General features: G+C 65.2%; 17 protein-coding genes, 2 tRNA genes and 1 pseudogene. 3 read left to right on the top strand and 17 right to left on the bottom strand.

Annotation, left to right across the window (positions count from 1 at the left end; all coding sequences use genetic code 11):
* Nucleotides 1–12: 12 nt before the first annotated feature.
* The 3 genes from rpsF to rnr all read right to left on the bottom strand — a co-directional run bounded on the left by rpsF (nucleotide 13) and on the right by rnr (nucleotide 3,933).
* Nucleotides 13–435, bottom strand: coding sequence for a 30S ribosomal protein S6 (gene rpsF, locus SA190iCDA_RS04645; protein ID WP_013793174.1), 423 nt, complete (start codon nucleotides 433–435; stop codon nucleotides 13–15).
* 238 nt (nucleotides 436–673) lie between these two features.
* Nucleotides 674–1,441: a 23S rRNA (guanosine(2251)-2'-O)-methyltransferase RlmB gene (gene rlmB, locus SA190iCDA_RS04640; protein ID WP_070885220.1), complete on the bottom strand. Its 768-nt coding sequence runs from the start codon at nucleotides 1,439–1,441 to the stop codon at nucleotides 674–676.
* Nucleotides 1,438–3,933 carry a ribonuclease R gene (gene rnr / locus SA190iCDA_RS04635; RefSeq protein ID WP_070885219.1) on the bottom strand — a complete coding sequence of 832 codons (2,496 nt, stop codon included), beginning with the start codon at nucleotides 3,931–3,933 and terminating at the stop codon, nucleotides 1,438–1,440. Before rnr ends, rlmB begins: the two co-directional genes overlap by 4 nt.
* Before the next feature lie 202 nt (nucleotides 3,934–4,135).
* On the opposite strand from rnr, the gene SA190iCDA_RS04630 reads away from it, so the two are divergent.
* Nucleotides 4,136–4,222, top strand: a tRNA-Leu gene (locus SA190iCDA_RS04630).
* Between the two features lie 83 nt (nucleotides 4,223–4,305).
* Nucleotides 4,306–4,392: transfer RNA gene (locus SA190iCDA_RS04625), tRNA-Leu, on the top strand.
* Between the two features lie 92 nt (nucleotides 4,393–4,484).
* On the opposite strand, the gene SA190iCDA_RS23315 is transcribed toward SA190iCDA_RS04625, so the two are convergent.
* The 13 genes and pseudogenes from SA190iCDA_RS23315 to SA190iCDA_RS04565 all read right to left on the bottom strand — a co-directional run bounded on the left by SA190iCDA_RS23315 (nucleotide 4,485) and on the right by SA190iCDA_RS04565 (nucleotide 19,842).
* Nucleotides 4,485–5,189, bottom strand: coding sequence for a methyl-accepting chemotaxis protein (locus SA190iCDA_RS23315; protein ID WP_419203887.1), 705 nt, complete (start codon nucleotides 5,187–5,189; stop codon nucleotides 4,485–4,487).
* A gap of 201 nt (nucleotides 5,190–5,390) precedes the next feature.
* Nucleotides 5,391–5,603 (bottom strand): annotated as a pseudogene (locus SA190iCDA_RS23310) (methyl-accepting chemotaxis protein); the annotation flags it as partial.
* A gap of 1,004 nt (nucleotides 5,604–6,607) precedes the next feature.
* Nucleotides 6,608–7,900 (bottom strand): adenylosuccinate synthase, encoded by a 1,293-nt coding sequence (locus SA190iCDA_RS04615; protein ID WP_070885217.1) that lies wholly within the window; start codon nucleotides 7,898–7,900, stop codon nucleotides 6,608–6,610.
* 79 nt (nucleotides 7,901–7,979) lie between these two features.
* Nucleotides 7,980–9,164, bottom strand: coding sequence for an ATP phosphoribosyltransferase regulatory subunit (locus tag SA190iCDA_RS04610; protein WP_070885216.1), 1,185 nt, complete (start codon nucleotides 9,162–9,164; stop codon nucleotides 7,980–7,982).
* A gap of 346 nt (nucleotides 9,165–9,510) precedes the next feature.
* Nucleotides 9,511–10,380: a protease modulator HflC gene (gene hflC, locus SA190iCDA_RS04605; protein WP_070885215.1), complete on the bottom strand. Its 870-nt coding sequence runs from the start codon at nucleotides 10,378–10,380 to the stop codon at nucleotides 9,511–9,513.
* Nucleotides 10,380–11,570 (bottom strand): FtsH protease activity modulator HflK, encoded by a 1,191-nt coding sequence (hflK, locus tag SA190iCDA_RS04600; RefSeq protein ID WP_070885214.1) that lies wholly within the window; start codon nucleotides 11,568–11,570, stop codon nucleotides 10,380–10,382. The genes hflC and hflK overlap by 1 nt, the downstream gene beginning before the upstream one ends.
* Nucleotides 11,571–11,667: 97 nt before the next feature.
* A complete protein-coding gene (gene hflX, locus SA190iCDA_RS04595; RefSeq protein ID WP_070885213.1) occupies nucleotides 11,668–12,969 on the bottom strand; it encodes a ribosome rescue GTPase HflX in 1,302 nt (433 codons plus the stop codon).
* Nucleotides 12,970–12,983: 14 nt separating this feature from the next.
* Nucleotides 12,984–13,244 carry an RNA chaperone Hfq gene (gene hfq, locus SA190iCDA_RS04590; protein ID WP_070885212.1) on the bottom strand — a complete coding sequence of 87 codons (261 nt, stop codon included), beginning with the start codon at nucleotides 13,242–13,244 and terminating at the stop codon, nucleotides 12,984–12,986.
* Nucleotides 13,245–13,354: 110 nt separating this feature from the next.
* Nucleotides 13,355–14,311 carry a tRNA (adenosine(37)-N6)-dimethylallyltransferase MiaA gene (gene miaA, locus SA190iCDA_RS04585; RefSeq protein ID WP_070885211.1) on the bottom strand — a complete coding sequence of 319 codons (957 nt, stop codon included), beginning with the start codon at nucleotides 14,309–14,311 and terminating at the stop codon, nucleotides 13,355–13,357.
* Nucleotides 14,312–14,577: 266 nt separating this feature from the next.
* The gene (gene mutL, locus SA190iCDA_RS04580) at nucleotides 14,578–16,452 is read right to left on the bottom strand and encodes a DNA mismatch repair endonuclease MutL (protein WP_070885210.1); all 1,875 of its coding nucleotides are present in this window, start codon (nucleotides 16,450–16,452) and stop codon (nucleotides 14,578–14,580) included.
* Complete coding sequence (locus tag SA190iCDA_RS04575; RefSeq protein WP_205881594.1) at nucleotides 16,449–17,879, bottom strand: N-acetylmuramoyl-L-alanine amidase; 1,431 nt, start codon at nucleotides 17,877–17,879, stop codon at nucleotides 16,449–16,451. The genes mutL and SA190iCDA_RS04575 overlap by 4 nt, the downstream gene beginning before the upstream one ends.
* Nucleotides 17,880–17,887: 8 nt before the next feature.
* Nucleotides 17,888–18,316 carry a tRNA (adenosine(37)-N6)-threonylcarbamoyltransferase complex ATPase subunit type 1 TsaE gene (tsaE, locus tag SA190iCDA_RS04570; RefSeq protein ID WP_419203885.1) on the bottom strand — a complete coding sequence of 143 codons (429 nt, stop codon included), beginning with the start codon at nucleotides 18,314–18,316 and terminating at the stop codon, nucleotides 17,888–17,890.
* Between the two features lie 26 nt (nucleotides 18,317–18,342).
* Complete coding sequence (locus SA190iCDA_RS04565; RefSeq protein WP_070885207.1) at nucleotides 18,343–19,842, bottom strand: NAD(P)H-hydrate dehydratase; 1,500 nt, start codon at nucleotides 19,840–19,842, stop codon at nucleotides 18,343–18,345.
* A gap of 58 nt (nucleotides 19,843–19,900) precedes the next feature.
* Between SA190iCDA_RS04565 and queG the strand changes: the two genes are divergently transcribed.
* Nucleotides 19,901–20,968 carry a tRNA epoxyqueuosine(34) reductase QueG gene (queG, locus tag SA190iCDA_RS04560; protein ID WP_070885206.1) on the top strand — a complete coding sequence of 356 codons (1,068 nt, stop codon included), beginning with the start codon at nucleotides 19,901–19,903 and terminating at the stop codon, nucleotides 20,966–20,968.
* A 98-nt stretch (nucleotides 20,969–21,066) separates the two neighbouring features.
* Here the strand turns inward: queG and orn are convergent, their stop codons facing one another.
* Nucleotides 21,067–21,609, bottom strand: a complete 543-nt coding sequence (orn, locus tag SA190iCDA_RS04555; RefSeq protein WP_070885205.1) for an oligoribonuclease — start codon at nucleotides 21,607–21,609, stop codon at nucleotides 21,067–21,069.
* Nucleotides 21,610–21,614: the final 5 nt, after the last annotated feature.

Below are 21,614 nucleotides of genomic sequence, written 5' to 3'. Positions count from 1 at the left end.
TAGATCCGTGGATTACTCGTCAGCGTTGTCGCTGTCGTTGTTGTCGCTGTCATCGCCGTCGTTGGACTCGGCGTTTTCAGGACGTTCACGACGCTCACGGCGCTCACTGCGGTTTTCTTCGGCCTTGAGCATCTCGGACTGACCGGTAACGGCTTCGTCGCGACGGATGACCAGGTTACGGATCACGGCATCGTTGTAGCGGAAGTTGTCTTCCAGCTCGGCCAGGGCCTTGCCGCTGCATTCAACGTTCAGCATCACGTAGTGAGCCTTGTGAACGTTGTTGATGGCGTAGGCCAGTTGACGACGGCCCCAATCTTCCAGACGGTGGATCTTGCCGCCGTCTTCTTCGATCAGCTTGGTGTAACGCTCGACCATGCCGCCGACTTGCTCGCTCTGGTCCGGGTGAACCAGAAAGATGATTTCGTAATGACGCATGAATGCTCCTTACGGGTTGTAGCCTGCCACGAAAATGCGGTCAGGCAAGGAGTGAATGACTCTGTTGGCTTGCTGTAACGGGTGGGCGCGCAAACGCCTGCCATGACGGCAAGGGGCGACATTCTAGAGAAGCCCCCTGACGCACGCAAGGCGATTTGGCGATTTTTTGAACAACAGCGGTTTCAGGCCTAGCATGCCCAGCGCAGACGCCGGCCGATCAGGCGTTGCGCTGCGGCTTTTACTTGCGGCCTGCTGCCTGAAGCCCGTTGCCGCGCCTCTGGCGCAGCGCCTCGAACAGGCAGATGCCGGTGGCGACCGACACGTTGAGGCTGCTGACGCTGCCGGCCATGGGCAGCTTGACCAGGTAATCACAGTGCTCGCGGGTCAGGCGGCGCATGCCCTTGCCTTCGGCGCCCATGATCAGCACCGTGGGGCCGGTCAGGTCCTGCTGGAACAACTCCTGCTCGGCTTCACCCGCCGTACCGACGACCCACAGGCCGCGCTGCTGGAGTTTTTCCAGGCTGCGCGCCAGGTTGGTCACCGCCACCAGCGGGATCACCTCGGCAGCCCCACAGGCGACCTTACGCACCACCGGGGTCAGCGTGGCCGACTTGTCCTTGGGCACGATCACCGCCAGGGCGCCTGCCGCATCGGCGGTGCGCAGGCAGGCGCCGAGGTTGTGCGGGTCGGTCACGCCATCGAGCACCAGCAGCAACGGCGGGCCTTCGCAACGATCGAGCAACTCCTCGAGCATCGCCTCGCCCCACACCTGGCTCGGGCTGACTTCGGCGACCACGCCCTGGTGCACACCCTCGACCCAGGCGTCCATCTCGCGGCGCTCGCACTGGCCGACGGCGACCCGCGCCTGGCCGGCCAGCTCGAGCAGCGGCTGCACCCGTGGGTCACTGCGGCCATCGGCCAGCCAGATCTGCTTCACCCGCTTGGGGTGATGACGCAGCAGCGCTTCCACGGCATGCACGCCGTAGATCTTCTCCAGCTGACTCATGACTTGGCCTTGCTCTTCGAGGGGCCCTTGCGGTGACGGCTCGGCTTGCCGCCCTTGTCCGCCACCTTGCTGGCACCTTTGCCAGAAGACCTGGAGTCGGCGAGCAGGGCCTTTTTCACGTCACGGCTTTTCTGCACGTCGGTATTGCCCGTCGAGCCACCACGCGAACCACGGCCGCCGCGGCTGTCGCTGCCGGACTCACGGCGCTTGCCGCGGGCCGCCGGCGCCTGCTCTGCACCTTCCGCCATTTCGAAATCGATCTTGCGCTCGTCCAGATCGACACGCATGACCTTCACCGACACGCTGTCGCCGAGGCGGAAGCTGCGGCCACTGCGCTCACCGGCCAGGCGATGATGCACAGGATCGAAGTGGTAGTAGTCGCCCGGCAGCGCGGTGACGTGCACCAGGCCTTCGACGTAGATGTCCTTGAGCTCGACGAACAGACCAAAGCCGGTTACCGCCGTGATCACCCCCGGGAAGGTTTCGCCGACGCGGTCCTTCATGAACTCGCACTTGAGCCAATTGACCACATCACGAGTGGCTTCATCGGCACGGCGCTCGGACATCGAGCACTGCTCGCCGAGCTGCTCGAGCATCGGCTCGTCGTACGGGTAGATACGCGCCTTGGGCATGCTGACGGCGCCGGCACGCTCGACGTGCGGGGTGTCCTGCTTGGAGCGGATCACACTGCGGATGGCGCGGTGGATCAGCAGGTCCGGGTAGCGGCGAATCGGCGAGGTGAAGTGCGCGTAGGCATCGTAGTTGAGGCCGAAGTGCCCCTGATTGTCGGCGCTGTACACCGCCTGGCTGAGCGAGCGCAGCATCACGGTCTGGATCAGGTGGTAATCGTCACGCCCGCGGATGCTTTCCAGCAGCGCCTGATAGTCCTTGGGCGACGGGCCATCCTTGGACTTGCCACGGTGCAGGGACAAGCCCAGCTCGCCGAGGAAAGCCTTGAGCTTTTCCAGGCGCTCCGGCGGCGGGCCATCGTGCACGCGGTACAGCGCCGGGATGCCGTGCTTCTGCATGAACGCGGCGGTGGCCACGTTGGCCGCCAGCATGCATTCCTCGATCAGCTTGTGGGCATCGTTGCGCTGGGTCGGGCGGATTTCCGCGATCTTGCGGCCAGAACCGAAAATGATGCGGGTTTCCTGGGTTTCGAAGTCGATCGCGCCGCGCTCGTGGCGCGCAGCGAGCAATACCTGATAGAGCGCATACAGCTGCTTGAGGTGCGGCAGTACGTCCTTGTACTCACTGCGCAGGGCCTTGCCTTCGCTGCTCTTGGGCTGCTCGAGCATGGCGCTGACCTTGTTGTAGGTCAGGCGTGCATGGGAGTGGATCACCGCCTCGTAGAACTTGTAGTCGGCCATCTTGCCGGTCTTGGAGATCGAGATCTCGCAGACCATCGCCAGGCGGTCGACCTTGGGGTTCAGCGAGCACAGGCCGTTGGACAGCTCTTCCGGCAGCATGGGAATGACCCGCTCCGGGAAATACACCGAGTTGCCTCGCACCTGGGCCTCGGCATCCAGCGCCGAGCCGACCTTCACGTAGTGGGAAACGTCGGCGATGGCCACGTAGAGCTTCCAGCCGCCGGAGAACAGCCGCCAGTTGCTGCCGTTCTTCTCGCAATACACCGCGTCGTCGAAGTCCCGGGCATCCTCACCGTCGATGGTGACGAAGGGGATATGGCGCATGTCGACGCGGTTTTCCTTGTCCTTGTCCTCGACCTCGGGCTTGAGCTTGCGGGCTTCCTTGAGCACCGCCTCGGGCCAGACGTGGGGGATGTCGTAGCTGCGCAGCGCCACGTCGATTTCCATGCCCGGCGCCATGTAGTTGCCGACCACTTCGGTGACGTCGCCCTGGGGCTGGAAGCGCGGCGTCGGCCAATGGGTGATCGCCACCTCGACGAACTGGCCCTGCTTGGCGCCGCCATTGCGGCCAGCGGTGACCAGCACTTCCTGCTGGATCTTCGGGTTGTCGGGAATCACGAAGCCGATGCCGCTCTCTTCGTAGTAACGGCCGACGATGGTCTGGTGGCCACGGGAGATCACTTCGACGATGGCGCCTTCGCGGCGGCCGCGCCGATCGAGGCCGGAAACCCGCGCCAATGCGCGGTCGCCATCGAATACCAGGCGCATCTGCGCCGGGCTGAGGAACAGGTCGTCGCTACCGTCATCGGGCACCAGGAAGCCAAAGCCGTCGCGGTGGCCGCTGATGCGCCCGAGGATCAGATCCAGCTTGTCCACGGGCGCATAGGTACCGCGGCGGGTATAGATCAGCTGACCATCGCGCTCCATGGCGCGCAGCCGGCGACGCAGCGCCTCGATCTGTTCGTCGGTGGTCAGCCCGAATTCGTCGAGCAGCTCCTCACGACTGGCGGGCGAGCCGCGATCAGCCAGCTGCTGAAGAATCAGCTCACGACTGGGAATGGGGTTGTCATACTTTTCCGCTTCTCGGGCGGCCTCGGGATCGAGGGATTGCCAATCGGCCATTAGAAACTGTTCACCTTATCTATAGAGTCGGTTTTTGCCATGTGTGTATTGAAGCGCGAAAGCGCCCTCCGGGTCAGCTTTCGCCGCGAATAATTTTTCGACGTCAGGGGTTTACAAGGTAAAAGCACGACCGTATAGTTCGCGCCCACAGCGTCGAGCAGACGTTGTAACACGGAACAGATGAGCAATCATCAGTTTCAGTGCCCAGGTGGCGGAATTGGTAGACGCGCTGGTTTCAGGTATCAGTGACCGCAAGGTCGTGGAAGTTCGAGTCTTCTCCTGGGCACCAAATTTCGTGAAGCAGTCTGATAAGCTGTTTTGCAAATAACGGACGTAATGATCCGTACCGGCAACGGTGAACATTACTGCAGTGCCCAGGTGGCGGAATTGGTAGACGCGCTGGTTTCAGGTATCAGTGATCGCAAGATCGTGGAAGTTCGAGTCTTCTCCTGGGCACCAAATTCAAAAAACCGAGCCAATGGCTCGGTTTTTTATTGCCTGCAGAAAAGTGGCCGGCAGGGCCTGGCGAACGCCGGGCCCGTGCCGCACCCTCAGACCTTGAACTGCCCCAGGCTGCCCTTGAGCTGAGCCGCCAGGCCATCGAGCACCCGACCGCTATTGGCTGTCGCCGCCACCGCCTCGGCCGCGCGCTGGGCCTCGGCATGAATCACCTCGACCCGCCCACGCACCGCATCGGCACCTTCGGCCTGGTGCGCCGCCGCCTGAGTCGCCGTATTGATGGCGCCGTGTACGTCCTCCACGGAACGCTGCACCGCTTGCTGGATTCGTGCACTTTCGCGCAGCGCCGCCAGGCCCTGATCGGCCTGCTGCCCGGCCTGGCCGACCGCTTCGACCGCTTCGCGCGCGCCCTGCTGCAGGGCGACGATATGCGACTGGATATCACCGGTGGATTGCTGGGTCTTGCTGGCCAGCGCCCGCACTTCGTCCGCCACCACGGCAAAACCGCGGCCGCTCTCGCCGGCCCGCGCCGCCTCGATGGCCGCATTGAGGGCCAGCAGGTTGGTCTGCTCGGCAATCGAGCGGATCACCGTGAGCACCACCTCGATCTGTTCGCTCTGCTTGGCCAGCCGCTCGATGACCGCCGACCCGGCATCGACCCGCTGTACCAGTTCTTCGATGGAGCTGCCGACCCGATTGGCGATCGCGGCATTTTCCTGGGTCGACTGGCGAATGGCTTCGACCCGCTGCAGGGCCTCCTGCATGGCGCGACTCTCGGCCTGGGCCTCGTCGGCCATTGCCGCCAACGCCTGCAGGCTGGCTGCCACCTCGTCACGCTGGCGCTCGGCCGCCGATTGCGCCGCTGCACTACGGGTACTCAAGGCCGTGATCTCCTGCCCGGTGCGCACCGCCACCTCGCCGGCTTCGCGAACGATGGGTTGCAGCTTGGCGACGAAACGGTTGACCGCCGAGGCCATTTCGCCCACCTCGTCACGGCTGTCGATTTCGATCCGCCGGGTCAGATCGCCCTCGCCGGCAGCCAGATCGTCGAGCGCCGCGATCAGGGTGCGCAGGCGCACCACCACGCGGCGACCCAGCACGATCGCCAGCGCCAGCAGCACCCCGAAACCGACCACCGCCAGGCCCAGCCCGATACGCCAGCGCAGGTTCGCAGCAGCGGCGTCCACCGCCGCACCGGTATTGCTCGCCATGCCCTGGGCGGCCTGCTGGGCCGATGCCAGGCGCGCCGACAGCGCCTTGGCGCTGTCCGTGGAGGCGCCGGCCAGGCTATCGGCGACCAGTTGCCCACCACTGGCCAGCAAGGCCTCGAAACGCTTGTCCACAGCCACCAGTTCGGCATCGATGGCGGCCGTGGAAACCCCCATCAGCACCTTGCCGATTTCCACCTCGTTGGGGCTTATGCTGGCTTCGACGAAATACACGCTCGGGTCGGTCTTGGCCGCGTTGATCACCTTGTCCAGGGCACGCTCGCCCTCGCCCCTGTCGAGCATGCTCTTGATCTGCTCGTTCTGGCGATTGAGGTAACGGGTCAGATGGTTACCCTCGGCGTCGTCGTAGATCACGAACAGCACGTTGGGGTTACGCTGCGCACGGCGGGCGAATTCCGACAGCGCGGGAATATCGGAATCCCACATGGCCCGCGGCGCCACGGCGGCGAGCAGCTGCGCCAGATCATTGGCGGAATCACGAAGACTGCGCTCGAGGCTGGCGCGGATCTGCACCCGCTCCTCGCCGAGCCGGCTCGACAACCCGGCCGACAGACTCTCGCGGGTGCGCACGGAAAGACTGCCCAGGCTCGCCGATACGTCCTGGTTGGCCTGCTCCAGCTCGCTTGCCAGGCGCCGGGAATCGCTGCCCAGCTGGCGCTCCAGATCGGTCACCAGAGCGTCCACGGTACTGCGAGTCAGGGCCAGCACCAGCAGCACCTGAACCAACAACGCCACGCCCAGGGCAATGAACACGGGCAACAGCAGGCGACTACGCAACAGCGACAAGACAGCGATCACGGGCAAATCCTCCGACCGCCAGGGGAGCGGCAACTTCAGGGGTAGGATCAAGACGAAGCAAGGCGCGTGCCGGGTAGCGGCACATCGCCAGATTGCGCCGCGCCCTGTCGTTCGTCAAACGAAAAACGGGCCGCCCAAGGGCGACCCGTTTCGTTTACCGACCTACGGCTCTGAACGAGCCTTCGCACTCAGGCGAACGGGTGGCGCAGCACGATGGTCTCGTTGCGATCCGGGCCGGTGGAGATGATGTCGATCGGCGCGCCGACCAGCTCTTCCAGGCGCGAGATGTAGGCACGGGCGTTGGCCGGCAGTTCGTCCAGGGTCTTGGCGCCCAGGGTCGACTCGCTCCAACCCGGCATCTCTTCGTACACCGGCTCCAGGCCGATGTAGCTGTCGGCATCGGTCGGCGCATCGATGACGGCGCCGTTCTCGTTCTTGTAACCCACGCAGATGCGGATGGTTTCCAGGCCGTCGAGCACGTCCAGCTTGGTCAGGCACAGGCCCGAGATACTGTTGACGTCGATGGCGCGACGCAGGATCACCGCATCGAACCAGCCGCAGCGACGGGCACGGCCGGTGGTGGCACCGAACTCGTGGCCACGTTTGGCCAGGAAGGCGCCAATGTCATCGAACAGCTCGGTCGGGAACGGGCCGGAACCGACGCGCGTGGTGTAGGCCTTGGTGATACCGAGGATGTAGTCGAGGTACATCGGGCCGACACCGGAACCGGTGGCGATACCGCCGGCGGTGGTGTTGGAGCTGGTGACGTACGGGTAGGTGCCGTGGTCGATGTCCAGCAGCGAGCCCTGGGCGCCTTCGAACATGATGTCCTTGCCGGAGCGACGCAGGTTGTGCAGTTCGGCGGTGACGTCGAGCATCATCGGCTTGAGCTGCTCGGCGTAGTCCATGCACTGATCCAGGGTTTCCTGGAAGTCGATGGCCGGCTCCTTGTAGTAATTCACCAGCTGGAAGTTGTGGTAGTCCAGCAGCTCGCCGAGCTTGGCGGCGAAACGCTCGCGGTGGAACAGGTCACCGATGCGCAGGCCGCGACGGGCGACCTTGTCCTCGTAAGCCGGGCCGATGCCGCGACCGGTGGTGCCGATCTTCAGCTCGCCACGGGCCTTCTCGCGCGCCTGATCGAGCGCCACGTGATAGGACAGGATCAGCGGGCAGGACGGGCTGATGCGCAGACGTTCGCGCACCGGTACGCCCTTCTCTTCCAGCTTGGTGATCTCGCGCAGCAGGGCGTCGGGGGCGACCACCACGCCGTTGCCGATCAGGCACTGCACGCCTTCGCGCAGCACGCCCGACGGAATCAGGTGCAGCACGGTCTTCTCGCCATCGATCACCAGGGTGTGACCGGCGTTATGGCCGCCCTGGTAGCGCACAACGGCGGCGGCATGTTCGGTCAGCAGATCGACGATCTTGCCCTTGCCCTCATCACCCCACTGGGTGCCCAGGACGACGACATTCTTACCCATGATACTTGTCCTCTTCGCGCAAGCTTGAGCCGGTCACGGCCGGCGAAAGTAAATCAGAATAGACGACCCCGCAGGCCGCTCAGTCCAGCGCCAGTACCTGCCAGCGACCGTCACGCAATACCAGCTGGCGATCGCAGCGCGCCTGCGCCGCTTCACCCAGCTGCTGGCCCGGCAGCGCCTGTACCACACGCTCGCCTTCGGCACGCAAGCGGCGAACCGCCTGCCACAGGTAGACGTCATGGCTGTCCGGTGCCCAGATACCCGCCGGCTCTTCGCCAAGGGGCATGTGGCCAAGCGTCACCAGCGTCTTCAGGTCGGTGGAGAAGCCGGTAGCCGGCCGGGCACGGCCGAAGTCGGCGCCGATGTCGTCATAGCGCCCGCCCTGGGCGATGGCCTGCCCCACGGACGGTACGAACGCGGCGAACACCACGCCGGTGTGGTAGTGGTAACCACGCAGTTCGCCCAGGTCGAAATACAGCGGCAGCTCCGGGTAACGCCGCTCCAGCGCATCGGCGATGGCCACCAGCTCATCCAGGGCGGCGTGCACGTCGTCCGGCGCCTCGACCAGGCAGGCCTGGGCCAGATCCAGCACATCGCGACTCCCGCACAGCTCGGCCAGGGCCCGCAGCATGCGCCGCAGCGAGTCGGGCAGCGCCTCGGTCAGCGCATCGACTTCGTCCATGGCCTTGCGCTGCAGGGCATCGAACAGCTGCTGCTCGGCCTCACCGGAGAGTTCGGCGGCACGCACCAGGCCGCGGTAGATACCGACGTGGCCCAGGTCCATGTGCACGTCCGGCACCTCGGCCAGCTCCAGGGTGTCGACCAGCAGGCTGATCACCTCGACATCGCTGGCCGGGCTGGCATCGCCATACAGCTCGGCGCCCAGCTGAATCGGACTGCGCGAGGTGGTCAGCGCCCGCGGCTGCGCATGCAGCACGCTGCCGGCGTAGCACAAGCGGCTCGGGCCCTCACGGCGCAGGGTATGCGCATCGATGCGCGCGACCTGCGGGGTGATGTCGGCACGAAAGCCCATCTGCCGGCCGGACAGCGGATCGGTCACCTTGAAGGTACGCAGATCCAGGTCCTGGCCCGCGCCGGTGAGCAGCGACTCCAGGTACTCGATGTGGGGCGTAACCACGAATTCGTAACCCCAGCGCTGGAACAGATCCAGCACCTGGCGACGCGCGATTTCGATGCGCGCCGCTTCCGGGGGCAATACTTCTTCGATCCCATCTGGCAGCAGCCAGCGGTCTACCGTTGCCATTTCGCCATTTCCCTCTTGATTCGGGCGGCACAAGCCTTCAGTGAAGCGGATGGAAAGCCGAGCCCGGCAACAGGCCGGTCGACTCCAGGAACGGGCATCGAGACGATCAGAGATTTGATTGCACGAAGCCCCCGCGCCAGCGGCGCGGAAAGGGGCAAGGTCAGGGACCTTGGAAGACAGAACGTAACGCTCAGTTCGTGCCGCATGATTCCCACAGGCGCAAAAAAGCCGGGATTTTCCCGGCTGCCGCATCATACCACGTCGAAAGCCTCAAGCCGCAAGCTTCACACGACAAGCGAGCACTCGGCATCGGCTTGCGGCGCTTGGCCTGCGGCTCATGGCCGCGTTATGGCTTGGATTTCTCCAGGTAGCGGAAGAAATCGCTGCTCGGATCCAGCACCAGCACGTCACGCTTGTCGGAGAAGCTCTCGCGATAGGCGTTCAGGCTGCGATAGAAGGAGTAGAACTCCTGATCCTGACCATAGGCCTTGGAGTAGATGGCAGCGGCCTGGGCATCACCCTCACCACGCAGCTCCTCGGCCTGGCGATAAGCCTCGGCGAGAATCACGCGCTGCTGACGATCGGCATCCGCACGAATCCCCTCCGCCAGCTCCTTGCCTTTCGCGCGGTGCTCGCGGGCCTCGCGCTCACGCTCGGAGCTCATCCGATCGAACACGCTGCGGTTGACTTCCTTGGGCAGGTCGATGGCCTTGACGCGAACGTCCACCACCTCGATACCCAGCTCACGCTGCGCCGCACGGTTCAGCGAGGCGGTCACGTCAGCCATCAGCGCATCACGCTCGCCGGACACCGACTCGTGCAGGGTGCGCTTACCGAACTGGTCACGCAGCGATGCTTCGAGACGACGGGACAGACGCTCATCGGCGATCTGCTTCACGCCCGAGGTCGCGGTGTAGTAACGCTCGGCATCCAGCACGCGCCACTTGGCGTAGGCATCGACCATCAGCGCCTTCTTCTCGAGGGTCAGGAAGCGCGAGTTGACGGTATCCAGGGTCAGCAGGCGGGCATCGAACTTGCGCACCTGGTTGACGTAAGGAATCTTCATGTGCAGACCCGGCTGCACGTCCGCCTCGACGATCCGCCCGAACTGCAGCAATACCGCCCGCTCGGTCTGCGCCACGATGTAGAAGCTGCTCCAGGCCACCAGGGCCAGCACCACGCCCGCGATCAGGGTCACCAGTGATTTATTGCTCATCAACGGCTCTCCCTTGTACGCACGTCTGCCTGCCCGACGTTGTTACCAACGCGTGCGCCGAGATCGGCAGCGCCGGCGCCGGCCGCGCTGGACGACGCATTGCTGCTGCCGCCACGGCTGTCGATCATTTTGTCCAGCGGCAGATAGAGCAGGTTGTTCTGCCCCTTGTCGCCGGTGACCAGCACCTTGCTGGTGTTGCTCATCATCTGCTGCATGGTGTCCAGGTACAGACGCTCACGAGTGACTTCCGGCGCCTTGCGGTACTCGGCCACCAGCGCGGTGAAACGATCCGCCTCACCCTGGGCGCGGGAGATCACTTCGTCACGGTAACCGCTGGCATCCTCGATCAGCCGCTGGGCCTGACCACGGGCTTCCGGCACCACGCCGTTGGCATAGGTTTCCGCCTGGTTCTTCTCACGCTGCTCGTCTTCACGGGCGCGGATCACGTCATCGAAGGCTTCCTGCACTTCACGCGGCGCCGCCGCGCTCTGCAGGTTCACCTGGGTCACGGTGATACCGGTGCGGTAGGTGTCGAGGAAGCGCTGCAGACGCTCACGCACATCGCCAGCCATCTGCTCACGGCCCTCGGTCAGCACCTGGTCCATCTCGGTGGAGCCCACCACGTGGCGCACGGCGCTGTCGGTGGCGTGCTGCAGGCTGGTTTCAGGCATGTCGACGTTGAGCACGAAATCCTGCAGGTTGCTGATCTTGTACTGAACCGTCAGGGGTACTTCGATGATGTTCTCGTCTTCGGTCAACATCTGCCCCTGCTTGCTGTAGGCACGCTCGCGGGTGACGTTTTCCTGAAACTTGCGATCGATCGGCGGGAAGTAGATGTTCAGGCCCGGCCCGACCGTCTCGTGGTACTTGCCGAAACGCAGCACGACGGCCTGCTCCTGCTCGTCCACCACGTAGATGGCGTTGTACAGCCAAAAGGCGCCGACCACGGCCAGCGCAACGAACAGCAGGCCGAAACCGCCGCCCCTGCCGCTATTGGAGCCGCTACCATCACTGCCGCGTTTCTTGCCACCGAATAACCCATTGAGGTTGTCCTGCAGCTTGCGGAAGGCTTCGTCAAGATCCGGTGGTCCCTTGCGGTCGCCGCCACCACCGCCGCCGTTACCACGACGGCCGCCGCCACCCCAGGGATCCTGATTATTCGAGTTGCCACCCGGCTCATTCCAAGCCATAGCGCTCTCCATACTGATAAAGCAAAGACGCGCCAACGGCGCGCCCACCAATGCTACAGAATGCCTGCTTCCAGCGGCAAAATCACCGCTGCGGGCTTTATTGCAAAGTGTGTTGCTCGATGAACTCGAGTGGCTGCAGGCCCTCGCGACTGACCAGACGGTTGAGTTCGACCCGCGGAATACGCACCTGCAACAGGCTGCTGCCGTCCTCCGCATAGGACTCCTGCAACACCACGCCCAGTTCAAAGAATTGCGCCCGCAAGCGCGCCAGGCGCTGCGGCAACTGCAGCGTGGCGACGAACAGGTCGTCGCCGAGCAGCTCGGCGACCGCCTGCTTGAGCAGGGGCAGGCCACGGCCATCACGCGCCGACAGCCAGACCCGCTCGGGACGCCCATCGGCATTGCGCTGAATCTGCGGCTCGACGCCTTCGAGCAGGTCGAGCTTGTTGTACACCTCGAGCACCGGCAGATCCTGGGCGCCGATCTCACCGAGCACCGCGAGCACCTGTTCGATCTGGGCGTCGCGCTCCGGCTCGTGGGAATCGATCACGTGCAGCAGCAGGTCGGAGTTGCTCGACTCCTCGAGCGTGGCGCGAAACGCCTCGACCAGCTTGTGCGGCAGGTGACGGATGAAGCCCACGGTATCGGCCAGCACCACCGGGCCCAGGTCATCCAGTTGCAGACGGCGCAGGGTCGGGTCGAGGGTGGCGAACAGCTGATCCGCCGCATAGACCTCGGATTCGGTCAGGGCGTTGAACAAGGTGGACTTGCCGGCGTTGGTGTAGCCGACCAAGGACACCGAAGGGATGTCCGCCCGCTTGCGGCCTCGGCGCGCCTGCTCACGCTGGCTACGCACCTTCTCCAGCTTCTGCTTGATCTGGCGAATGCGCACGCGCAACAGGCGGCGGTCGGTTTCCAGCTGGGTTTCACCGGGGCCGCGCAGGCCGATACCACCTTTCTGCCGCTCGAGGTGAGTCCAGCCACGCACCAGGCGCGTGCTCATATGATCGAGCTGAGCCAGTTCGACCTGCAGCTTGCCTTCGTGGGTACGGGCGCGCTGGGCGAAGATATCGAGAATCAGCCCGGTACGATCCAGTACGCGACACTCGAACATGCGCTCGAGGTTACGTTCCTGACTGGGCGTAAGGACATGATTGAAGATGACCAGGTCGGCCTCATGGGCCCTGACCTGGTCTCGCAGCTCTTCCACCTTGCCGCTACCGATGAGGAACTTCGCCGTGGGCCGGCTGTTGGGCACACTGAAGAACGCCACGGTATCGGCGCCCGCGGAAAGCGCCAGTTCGTGAAACTCCTGGGGATCCTCGCTCGCCTCGGTGTTCTGACTATCCAGATGAACCAGGATGGCCCGTTCACCCCCTTCATGGCGCTCGAAGAACAATGCGACCCCCTGGGTTAGGCGTTGCCAGGCTCGGATTCAGCCTGATCGGACTCGGACGCGCTCGGCAGGCGAACCGGACGGCTCGGTACCACGGTGGAGATCGCGTGTTTGTAAACCATCTGGCTGACGGTATTCTTCAGCAGGATGACGAACTGGTCGAAGGATTCGATCTGGCCCTGCAACTTGATGCCGTTGACCAGATAAATGGAAACCGGGACGCGCTCCTTCCGCAGGGTGTTGAGGTAAGGGTCTTGTAGCGAATGCCCTTTTGACATGTGCCGCACTCCTAAATGAATCGATAATTGAATAGTTTTTGAACGGTTGCTTAGCCTGTGAACGGCTTTGGCACGCCTTCCCCCAAGGATAGACGGCCTGCGGCAAGGTCTCAGTTCAATATGGAGACCGTCGCCATGTATTTCAAGGCACGTGGCAGATTGTCGCAATCGAGACTGTCCAGCCAGTGCACATTTTGCCAACTACGCAGCCAGGTGAACTGCCGCTTGGCCAACTGGCGGGTGGCGATGATGCCGCGCTCGCGCATCTGTGCCGCACTGAGTCGTCCCTGCAGATGATCCCACACTTGCCGGTAGCCCACCGCCCTGATAGACGGCATATCGCCGTGCAGGTCACCTCGCCGCTGCAGGCGTTCGACCTCGGCGACAAAGCCCTGTTCCAGCATCAGATCAAATCGTCTGGCGATTCGTTCGTGGAGAACCTGCCGCTGCGCAGGCGCTATGGCCAGCTGCGCGACAGTATAAGGCAAGCCGCCGTCCTGCGCCGCCGCTTCGCTCTGCTGTGCACGCAGTTGCGTCATGGTCACGCCGCTGACCCGGAACACTTCCAGGGCCCGGACCAGACGCTGCGGATCGTTCGGGTGGATGCGCGCCGCCGACTGCGGATCCACCGCCTGCAGCTCGGCATGCAGCGCCGCCAGGCCCTCATGCTCGGCACGCGCCTCGAGCTCGGCACGCACCTGCGCATCGGCGCCCGGCATGTCGGCCAGCCCCTCGAGCAGCGCCTTGTAATACAGCATGGTGCCGCCCACCAGCAGCGGGATACGCCCGCGCGCGGTGATGTCGGCCATGGCCGCCAGGGCATCACGGCGGAAATCGGCCGCCGAGTAGGCTTCGGCCGGGTCGCGAATATCCACCAGGTGGTGAGGAAAGGCGTCGAGGGTGGCCCGATCCGGTTTGGCCGTGCCGATGTCCATGCCGCGATAGACCAGCGCCGAGTCCACGCTGATCAGCTCGCAGGGCAGTACCCGTGCCAGGGCCAGGGCCAGATCGGTCTTGCCGGAGGCGGTCGGGCCCATCAGAAAGATGGCGGGAGGAAGGGAAGGCATCGGCACGGCACGACTCGACTGAACGGCGGTCCATTTTCCGGACATGGGCCGCCTGCCGCAAGCGCGGCGCCGAGGTTACCAGGCCGTTTTTGAAAAACCTGGGCGAGGCAGGCAAGACATACCGATGGAGGCCCCGCGAAAACGGCCGAAAAAGCGCAGTTTAGGTGTTGTAAATGAGCATTTTGACGGGGGCACCTAGCTTGGGCTCGCACTCGAGGCCGTTGTTATCGCAGCATCGCCAACGCGGGTAGTGTTTCAACGGCCTGTTACTGGCCGCGCAGGAACAATTTATCCAACTGGTCCAGGCTCATCTGCGTCCAGGTCGGCCGGCCGTGGTTGCACTGGCCACTGCGCTCGGTCTGCTCCATGTCACGCAACAGGCCGTTCATTTCCGGCAGGGTCAGGCGCCGGTTGGCGCGCACGGCGCCGTGACAGGCCATGGTCGCCAACAACTCGTTGAGATGCGCCTGGATGCGGTCGCTGGTGCCGTACTCGAGCAGATCGGCCAGCACGTCGCCCACCAGGCGCGTCGCCTCGGCCTGCTTGAGCAGCGCCGGAATCTGCCGGATCGCCAGGGTTTCCGGCCCCAGACGCTGCAACTCGAAGCCCAGTTTCTGGAACCACTGGCCGTGCTCCTCGGCGCAGTCCGCTTCGCGCTGACTCACGGCGATGGACTCGGGCACCAGCAGCGGCTGACCGCGCAGCCCCTCGCTGGCCATCGCCACCTTGAGGCGCTCGTACATGATGCGCTCATGGGCCGCGTGCATGTCGACGACCACCAGGCCGTGGGCGCTTTCAGCAAGAATGTAGATGCCCTTGAGCTGGGCGATGGCGTAGCCAAGGGGCGGGATATCGCCCTGCTGCTCCGGCAAGGTGACAGGCGCCGCGCCCCCTGGCAGCGGCGCGAAGAATTCGCGATAGACACCCTGGGCCTCTGCCGCGGGAAGCGACGATTCGCTGCGCTGGCTCTGATAGCCGGCGCCCGGCGAGCGCCAGACCGACTCCACGGGGCGTTCGAGCACGCTGGCGGACAGGCCCATTTCGCCCTGGGGGCCGAACTCGCCCGCCGCCTGGCCGGTCGGCCGCAATACGGTTTCCACGGCAGCCGGGGTGGCCAGTTGATCCTCGGGGCGCACCTCACCGAGCGCGCGGTGCAGAGTGCCATACAGGAAGTCGTGGACCATGCGCCCTTCCCGGAAGCGCACTTCGTGCTTGGTCGGGTGCACGTTGACGTCGACCGCCGTCGGGTCGATCTCCAGGAACAGCACGAAGGTCGGGTGGCGACCGTTGAACAGCACATCGCGATACGCCTGACGCACCGCGTGGGCGACCAGCTTGTCGCGCACCATGCGCCCGTTCACGTAGAAATACTGCAGGTCCGCCTGGCTGCGCGAGAAGGTCGGCAAGCCCACCCAGCCCCACAGGTGCAGACCGTTGCGATCGATATCGATGGGCAGCGCCTGCTCCAGAAACCCGGCACTGCATACGGAGGCGACACGCCGGGCGCGGCTGACGTCATCATTGGCTTCATGGAGGGTCAAGACGTTCTTGCCGTTGTGGCGCAGGTGGAAGGCCACGTCGAAGCGCGCCAGCGCCAGGCGCTTGATGACTTCCTGCAGGTGATCGAACTCGGTCTTCTCGGCCTTGAGGAACTTGCGCCGCGCCGGGGTATTGAAGAACAGGTCGCGCACTTCCACCGAGGTACCGACCGGGTGGGCCGCCGGCTGAACCCGCGGCTGCATCTCGCGGCCTTCGGTTTCCACCTGCCAGGCCTGGTCGGCACCGGCGGTACGCGAGGTCAGCGTCAGCCGGGCCACCGAACTGATCGACGCCAGGGCCTCACCCCTGAAGCCCATGCTCATCACCTGCTCGAGATCCTCGAGCTCGCGAATCTTGCTGGTGGCATGCCGCGCCAGGGCCAGCGGCAGGTCATCGGCGGCGATGCCGCGACCATCGTCACGCACGCGCAACAGCTTCACGCCGCCCTGTTCGACATCCACTTCGATACGCCTGGCGCCGGAGTCCAGGCTGTTCTCCAGCAGCTCCTTGGCCACCGATGCCGGGCGCTCGACCACCTCACCGGCGGCAATCTGGTTCGCCAGCCGCGGGCTGAGCAGCTGGATACGAGCCATTTCGCTCATGGCTGGGCAGCCAGCGAGGTCGCCGGGATGTGCAGCGTCTGGCCGACCTTGATCACATCGGACTTCAACGAGTTGGCACTGCGCAGATTGGCCAGACTGACCTGGTAGCGCTGGGCGATCAGCGCCAGGCTTTCGCCGGAGGCGACCACGTGCTCACGGGGCCCCTGGGCGATCTTGCCGTTGTCGCGCAGCCAGGCGATATAGGTGCCGGGCGGCGGATTCTGTTCGAAGAACTGTTTCACGCCAGTGACGATGGAGCGCGACAGGTTCTGCTGGTGACTGGCCGAATGCAGCTTGCGCGCCTCGCTGGGGTTGGAGATGAAGCCGGTCTCCACCAGGATCGACGGAATGTCCGGCGACTTCAGCACCATGAAGCCGGCCTGTTCGACGCGGCGCTTGTGCAGCGGCGTGACCTGGCCCATCTGGCCGAGCACCTTCTGCCCGACGTTGAGGCTGGACGACAGCGACGCGGTCATCGACAGGTCGAGCAGCACGCCGGCGAGCATGCGGTCCTTGTCTTCGAGGCTGACGTTGCCGGCACCGCCGATCAGGTCGGACTGGTTTTCGGCGTCGGCCAGCCAGCGCGCGGTTTCCGAGGTGGCGCCACGATCGGACAGCGCATACACCGAGGCGCCGAAGGCCGCCGCCCGTGGCGCCGCATCGGCGTGAATGGAAACGAACAGATCGGCGCCCTTCTTGCGGGCGATCTCGGTACGCTTGCGTAGCGGAATGAAATAGTCGCCGGTGCGCACCAGCTCGCCCCGGAAACCCTTCTGGGCGTTGATCTGGCGTTGCAGCTCCTTGGCGATGGACAGGGTCACGTTCTTCTCGAACTGGCCCTTGGTCGGGCCCAGTGCACCCGGGTCCTCGCCACCATGACCGGCGTCGATGGCGATCACGATATCGCGCTTGCCGCCGGGCACCGGTGCCAGCTTGGGCGGCGCCTGGGTCGGCGTAACGGGCACCGGCGGCGCGCTGGCGGTGGTGGTGGACGGCAGGCTGGGCGCCGCGTCCGAGGCCTGATCGAACAGGTCGACCACCAGGCGGTTGCCGTACTGCTGATTGGGCGCCAGGGTGAAGCTCTTGGGCGTGACCTGGGCCGACAGGTCGATGACCACCCGCAGGTCGTCCGGCGTGCGCTGCGCCGAGCGCACGGCGGTGATCGGCGTGTTGCTCAGGGCGAGCTTGTCCAGCGAGGTGACCAGCTTGGCCCCGCTGATGTCGATGACGATGCGATCCGGCGCCGTCAGGGTGAAGACGCTGTGCTGCACCGGGCCGGACAGATCGAAGACCAGGCGCGTGTTGTCCGGTGCGCGCCACAGGCGAACACTGCGCACATCCGACGCGGCCCACACATCGGCAGCCATGGCCGCCAACATCAGCCCGACCGCGATCATTCGCGCGCCTATGCGCATACCCGCCCCCACTCTATCGTTCATGCTCCGGGTGCCAAGACGGCACACCAGCGTTCACCCTTCGCGCTATGACTGCGAAACAGCAGCGACCGGCCACCCGCTCGCGGGCTAATGGTAATGTCAAGGTCGGCCTTTGGCAAAACGCCGGCACCGCGCTGGGGCCACTCGATCAGGCACAGGGCGTCGCCCTCGAAGTAATCGCGAATGCCGAGAAACTCCAGCTCCTCGGGATCGACCAGGCGATAGAGGTCGAAATGGAAGGCGCGAACCTCGCCGATCTCGTAGGGCTCGACCAGGGTGAAGGTGGGGCTTTTCACCGCGCCACGGTGGCCGAGGCCTTGCAGGATGCCCCGTGACAGCGTGGTCTTGCCGGCGCCCAGATCGCCTTCCAGGTAAATCACGCCGCGCCCACCGGTGGCAACGGCAATGCGCGCGCCGAGCGCCAGCATGGCGTCTTCATCGGCGGCGAACAGTTCTATTTCCGACAAGCGGCTCGCTCCTGTAGCAAATGACGGATAGCGTCGCACAGATCGCCCGCCGCCAGACCATTTCCTTTATGTGCCAATGACTCACCCGCGCCGGCGTGCACCCATACCCCCAGGCAGGCTGCCTGCCATGCGCTGCAGCCCTGGGCGATCAGGGCACCGATCAAGCCCGCCAGTACATCGCCCAACCCGGCGCCGGCCATCACCGGGTGACCGCGATCACACACCAGCAGACGCCCGGCCGGATCGGCGACCAGGGTGCCGGCCCCTTTGAGTACGCAGACCACGTCATGGCGCTGGGCCAGCGCCCTGGCCGCTGCCGGCCGATCCGCCTGCAGTGCCGCCGTCGAGATGCCCAGCAAGCGTGCCGCCTCGCCGGGATGGGGAGTGATCACGCTGCCGGGTGCGATATGCGCCGCACCGGCCGCCAGCAGGTTGAGCGCATCGGCATCCCATACCTGGGCACCGCCGGCGGCCGTCGCGGCCGACAGCAGGCTGCGGCCCCAGGCGCCCTGGCCAAGACCCGGACCGACGACCCATACCGTGATCCTGCCAGCCAGGGCGTGCAACTGATTGGCCGAGGCAACGGCCAGGCCCATGACCTCGGGCAGCCGGGCCTGCGCGGCGCCGATATGTTCCGCGCGGGTGGCCAGCGACACCATGCCGGCGCCGCTGCGCAGCGCGCTCTGCGCCGAGAGCAGCGCCGCGCCGCCGGTGCCCTGATCGCCGCCGACCACCAACAGGTGGCCAAGCTGGCCCTTGTGGGTGGTCGGCTGGCGGGCTGGCACCTGCGGCAGACGATCACCCGCCAGGCGCCGTGCAACGGATTGCTGCTTGGCGACGATCTCGGCATCGGCCTGCAACGCATCGAACACCACACGGCCGACATGATCGAGCGCCGGGCCGACATACAGGCCGAGTTTCAAGCCGATCAGGGTGACGGTGAGCTGCGCCTTTACCGCAGCGCCCAGCACCTGCCCGGTATCGGCGCAAATCCCCGAGGGAATATCCACCGCCAGCACCGGACGGCCACTGCGATTGATCCAGTCGATGGCCGCTGCGTAAGGCTCGCGCACCTCGCCCGCCAGGCCGGTGCCGAGCAACGCGTCGACCAACACCCCTCGCGGCTCGGCAGCGGCCTGCCAGGCCAGCACCTCGACACTGGCAGCGCGGGCCTCGTCGCGGGCCAGGGCGGCATCGCCCTGCAAACGCTGTGGCTCACCCACGGCCAGTACCCGCACCTGCCAGCCGGCGCGCTGCGCCAATGCCGCTATCAGGTAACCGTCCCCGGCATTGTTGCCGTGCCCGGTCAGTACGGTCACTGTGCCGGCATCCGGCCATGCGCGGCGCAAGGCCCGCCAGATGGCATGGGCGGCGCGCTGCATCAGCTCGAAACCGGGCGTGCCGGCCGCGATCAGCGCTGCATCCAGCGCCCGCACCTGGGCGGCGCTGTAGAGCGGGAGGGGAAAATCGTCTGATGAATGCCGCATGCCTGAGCTCCGATGTCTGGCAGAATTATACGCCGCCTACTGCAGATTCCCGCCCAGCATGACCGACGCCACCCTCGACCTCGCCAGCCTCGCCAAGTCCATCAAGGACTGGGGCCGTGAACTGGGCTTCCAGCAGGTGGGCATCAGCGGCCTGGAGCTGGGTGAGCACGAAGCGCACCTGCAGCGCTGGCTGGATGCCGGCTACGGGGGCGAGATGGACTATATGGCCGCACATGGCCGCAAACGTTCACATCCCGACGAGCTGGTGCCCGGTACCCTGCGCGTGGTCTCGCTGCGTATGGACTACCTGCCCGGCGACACGCAGATGGCCCAGCGCCTGCAGGAGCCGGAAAAAGCCTACGTGTCGCGTTACGCCCTGGGACGCGACTACCACAAGCTGATCCGCAAACGCCTCCAGCAACTGGCCGAGCGTATCCAGCAGGCCATCGGCCCCTTTGGCTACCGCGCCTTCGTCGACAGCGCGCCGGTGCTGGAAAAGGCCATTGCCGAGCAGTCCGGTCTCGGCTGGATCGGCAAGAACACCCTGGTGCTCAACCGCAAGGCCGGCAGCTACTTCTTTCTCGGCGAGCTGTTCGTCGACATCCCGCTGCCCGAAGATGCCCCCCACGCCAGCGAACATTGCGGGCGCTGCAGCGCCTGCCTGGACATCTGCCCGACCGCCGCCTTCGTCGGCCCCTATGTGCTGGATGCACGGCGCTGCATCTCCTACCTGACCATCGAGCTGAAGGGGCCGATCCCGGAAGAGCTGCGCGCGCCCATCGGCAACCGGGTGTTCGGCTGCGACGACTGCCAGATGGTGTGCCCCTGGAACCGCTTCGCCAAACCCAGCGGGCAAAGCGACTTCCAGCCGCGGCACAGCCTGGACAACGCCGAGCTGGCCGAGCTGTTTCGCTGGAGCGAGGAAGAGTTTCTCAGCCGTACCGAGGGCTCACCCCTGCGCCGCGCCGGGTATGAGCGCTGGCTGCGCAACCTGGCCGTCGGCCTGGGCAACGCGCCGTCGAGCATCCCGGTGCTGGAAGCACTTGAGGCGCGTCGCGATTACCCGTCGGAGCTGGTGCGCGAGCATGTGCAATGGGCGCTGGCGCAGCACGCGGCGCGCGCCTGACGCAACAAGGGTAAGCTGCAAGCCAGTGCCCGAGCGGTCAACACGCCTGCCCGCGCTTCCACTTGCAGCTTGAGGCTCGCAGCTTAAAGCTGCCTCTCTCAGACCTTGAGCAGGTGCTGGCGGTAGTACCGGAGTTCGGCAATCGACTCGCGGATGTCGTCCAGCGCCTGGTGGGTACCGGTCTTCACGAAGCCTTCCTTGACCCCAGGCGCCCAACGCTCGGCGAGGATCTTCAGGGTCGAGACATCCAGGTAGCGGTAATGGAAGTAGGCTTCCAGCGCTGGCATGTACTTGTAGAGGAAGCGGCGATCCTGGCCGATGCTGTTGCCGCAGATCGGCGATTTGCCCTTCGGCACCCACTGTTCCAGGAAGGCGATGGTCTGCGCCTCGGCCTCGGCCTGGCTGATGCGGCTGTCGCGCACGCGCTGGGTCAGGCCGCTCTCGCCGTGGGTGCGGGTATTCCACTCGTCCATCGCCGCCAGGCGCTCGTCGCTCTGGTGCACGGCGATCACCGGGCCTTCGGCCAGCACGTTGAGTTCGGTATCGGTGACGATGGTCGCCATTTCGATGATGACGTCCGTCTCGGGATCGAGGCCGGTCATTTCCAGGTCGATCCAGATCAGATTCTCTGGGTTCTGCATGCTGC

It is taken from the genome of Pseudomonas argentinensis, from assembly GCF_001839655.2.
GTDB classification, from domain to species: domain Bacteria; phylum Pseudomonadota; class Gammaproteobacteria; order Pseudomonadales; family Pseudomonadaceae; genus Aquipseudomonas; species Aquipseudomonas argentinensis_B.
This window is presented reverse-complemented; position numbering and strand designations above follow the sequence as displayed.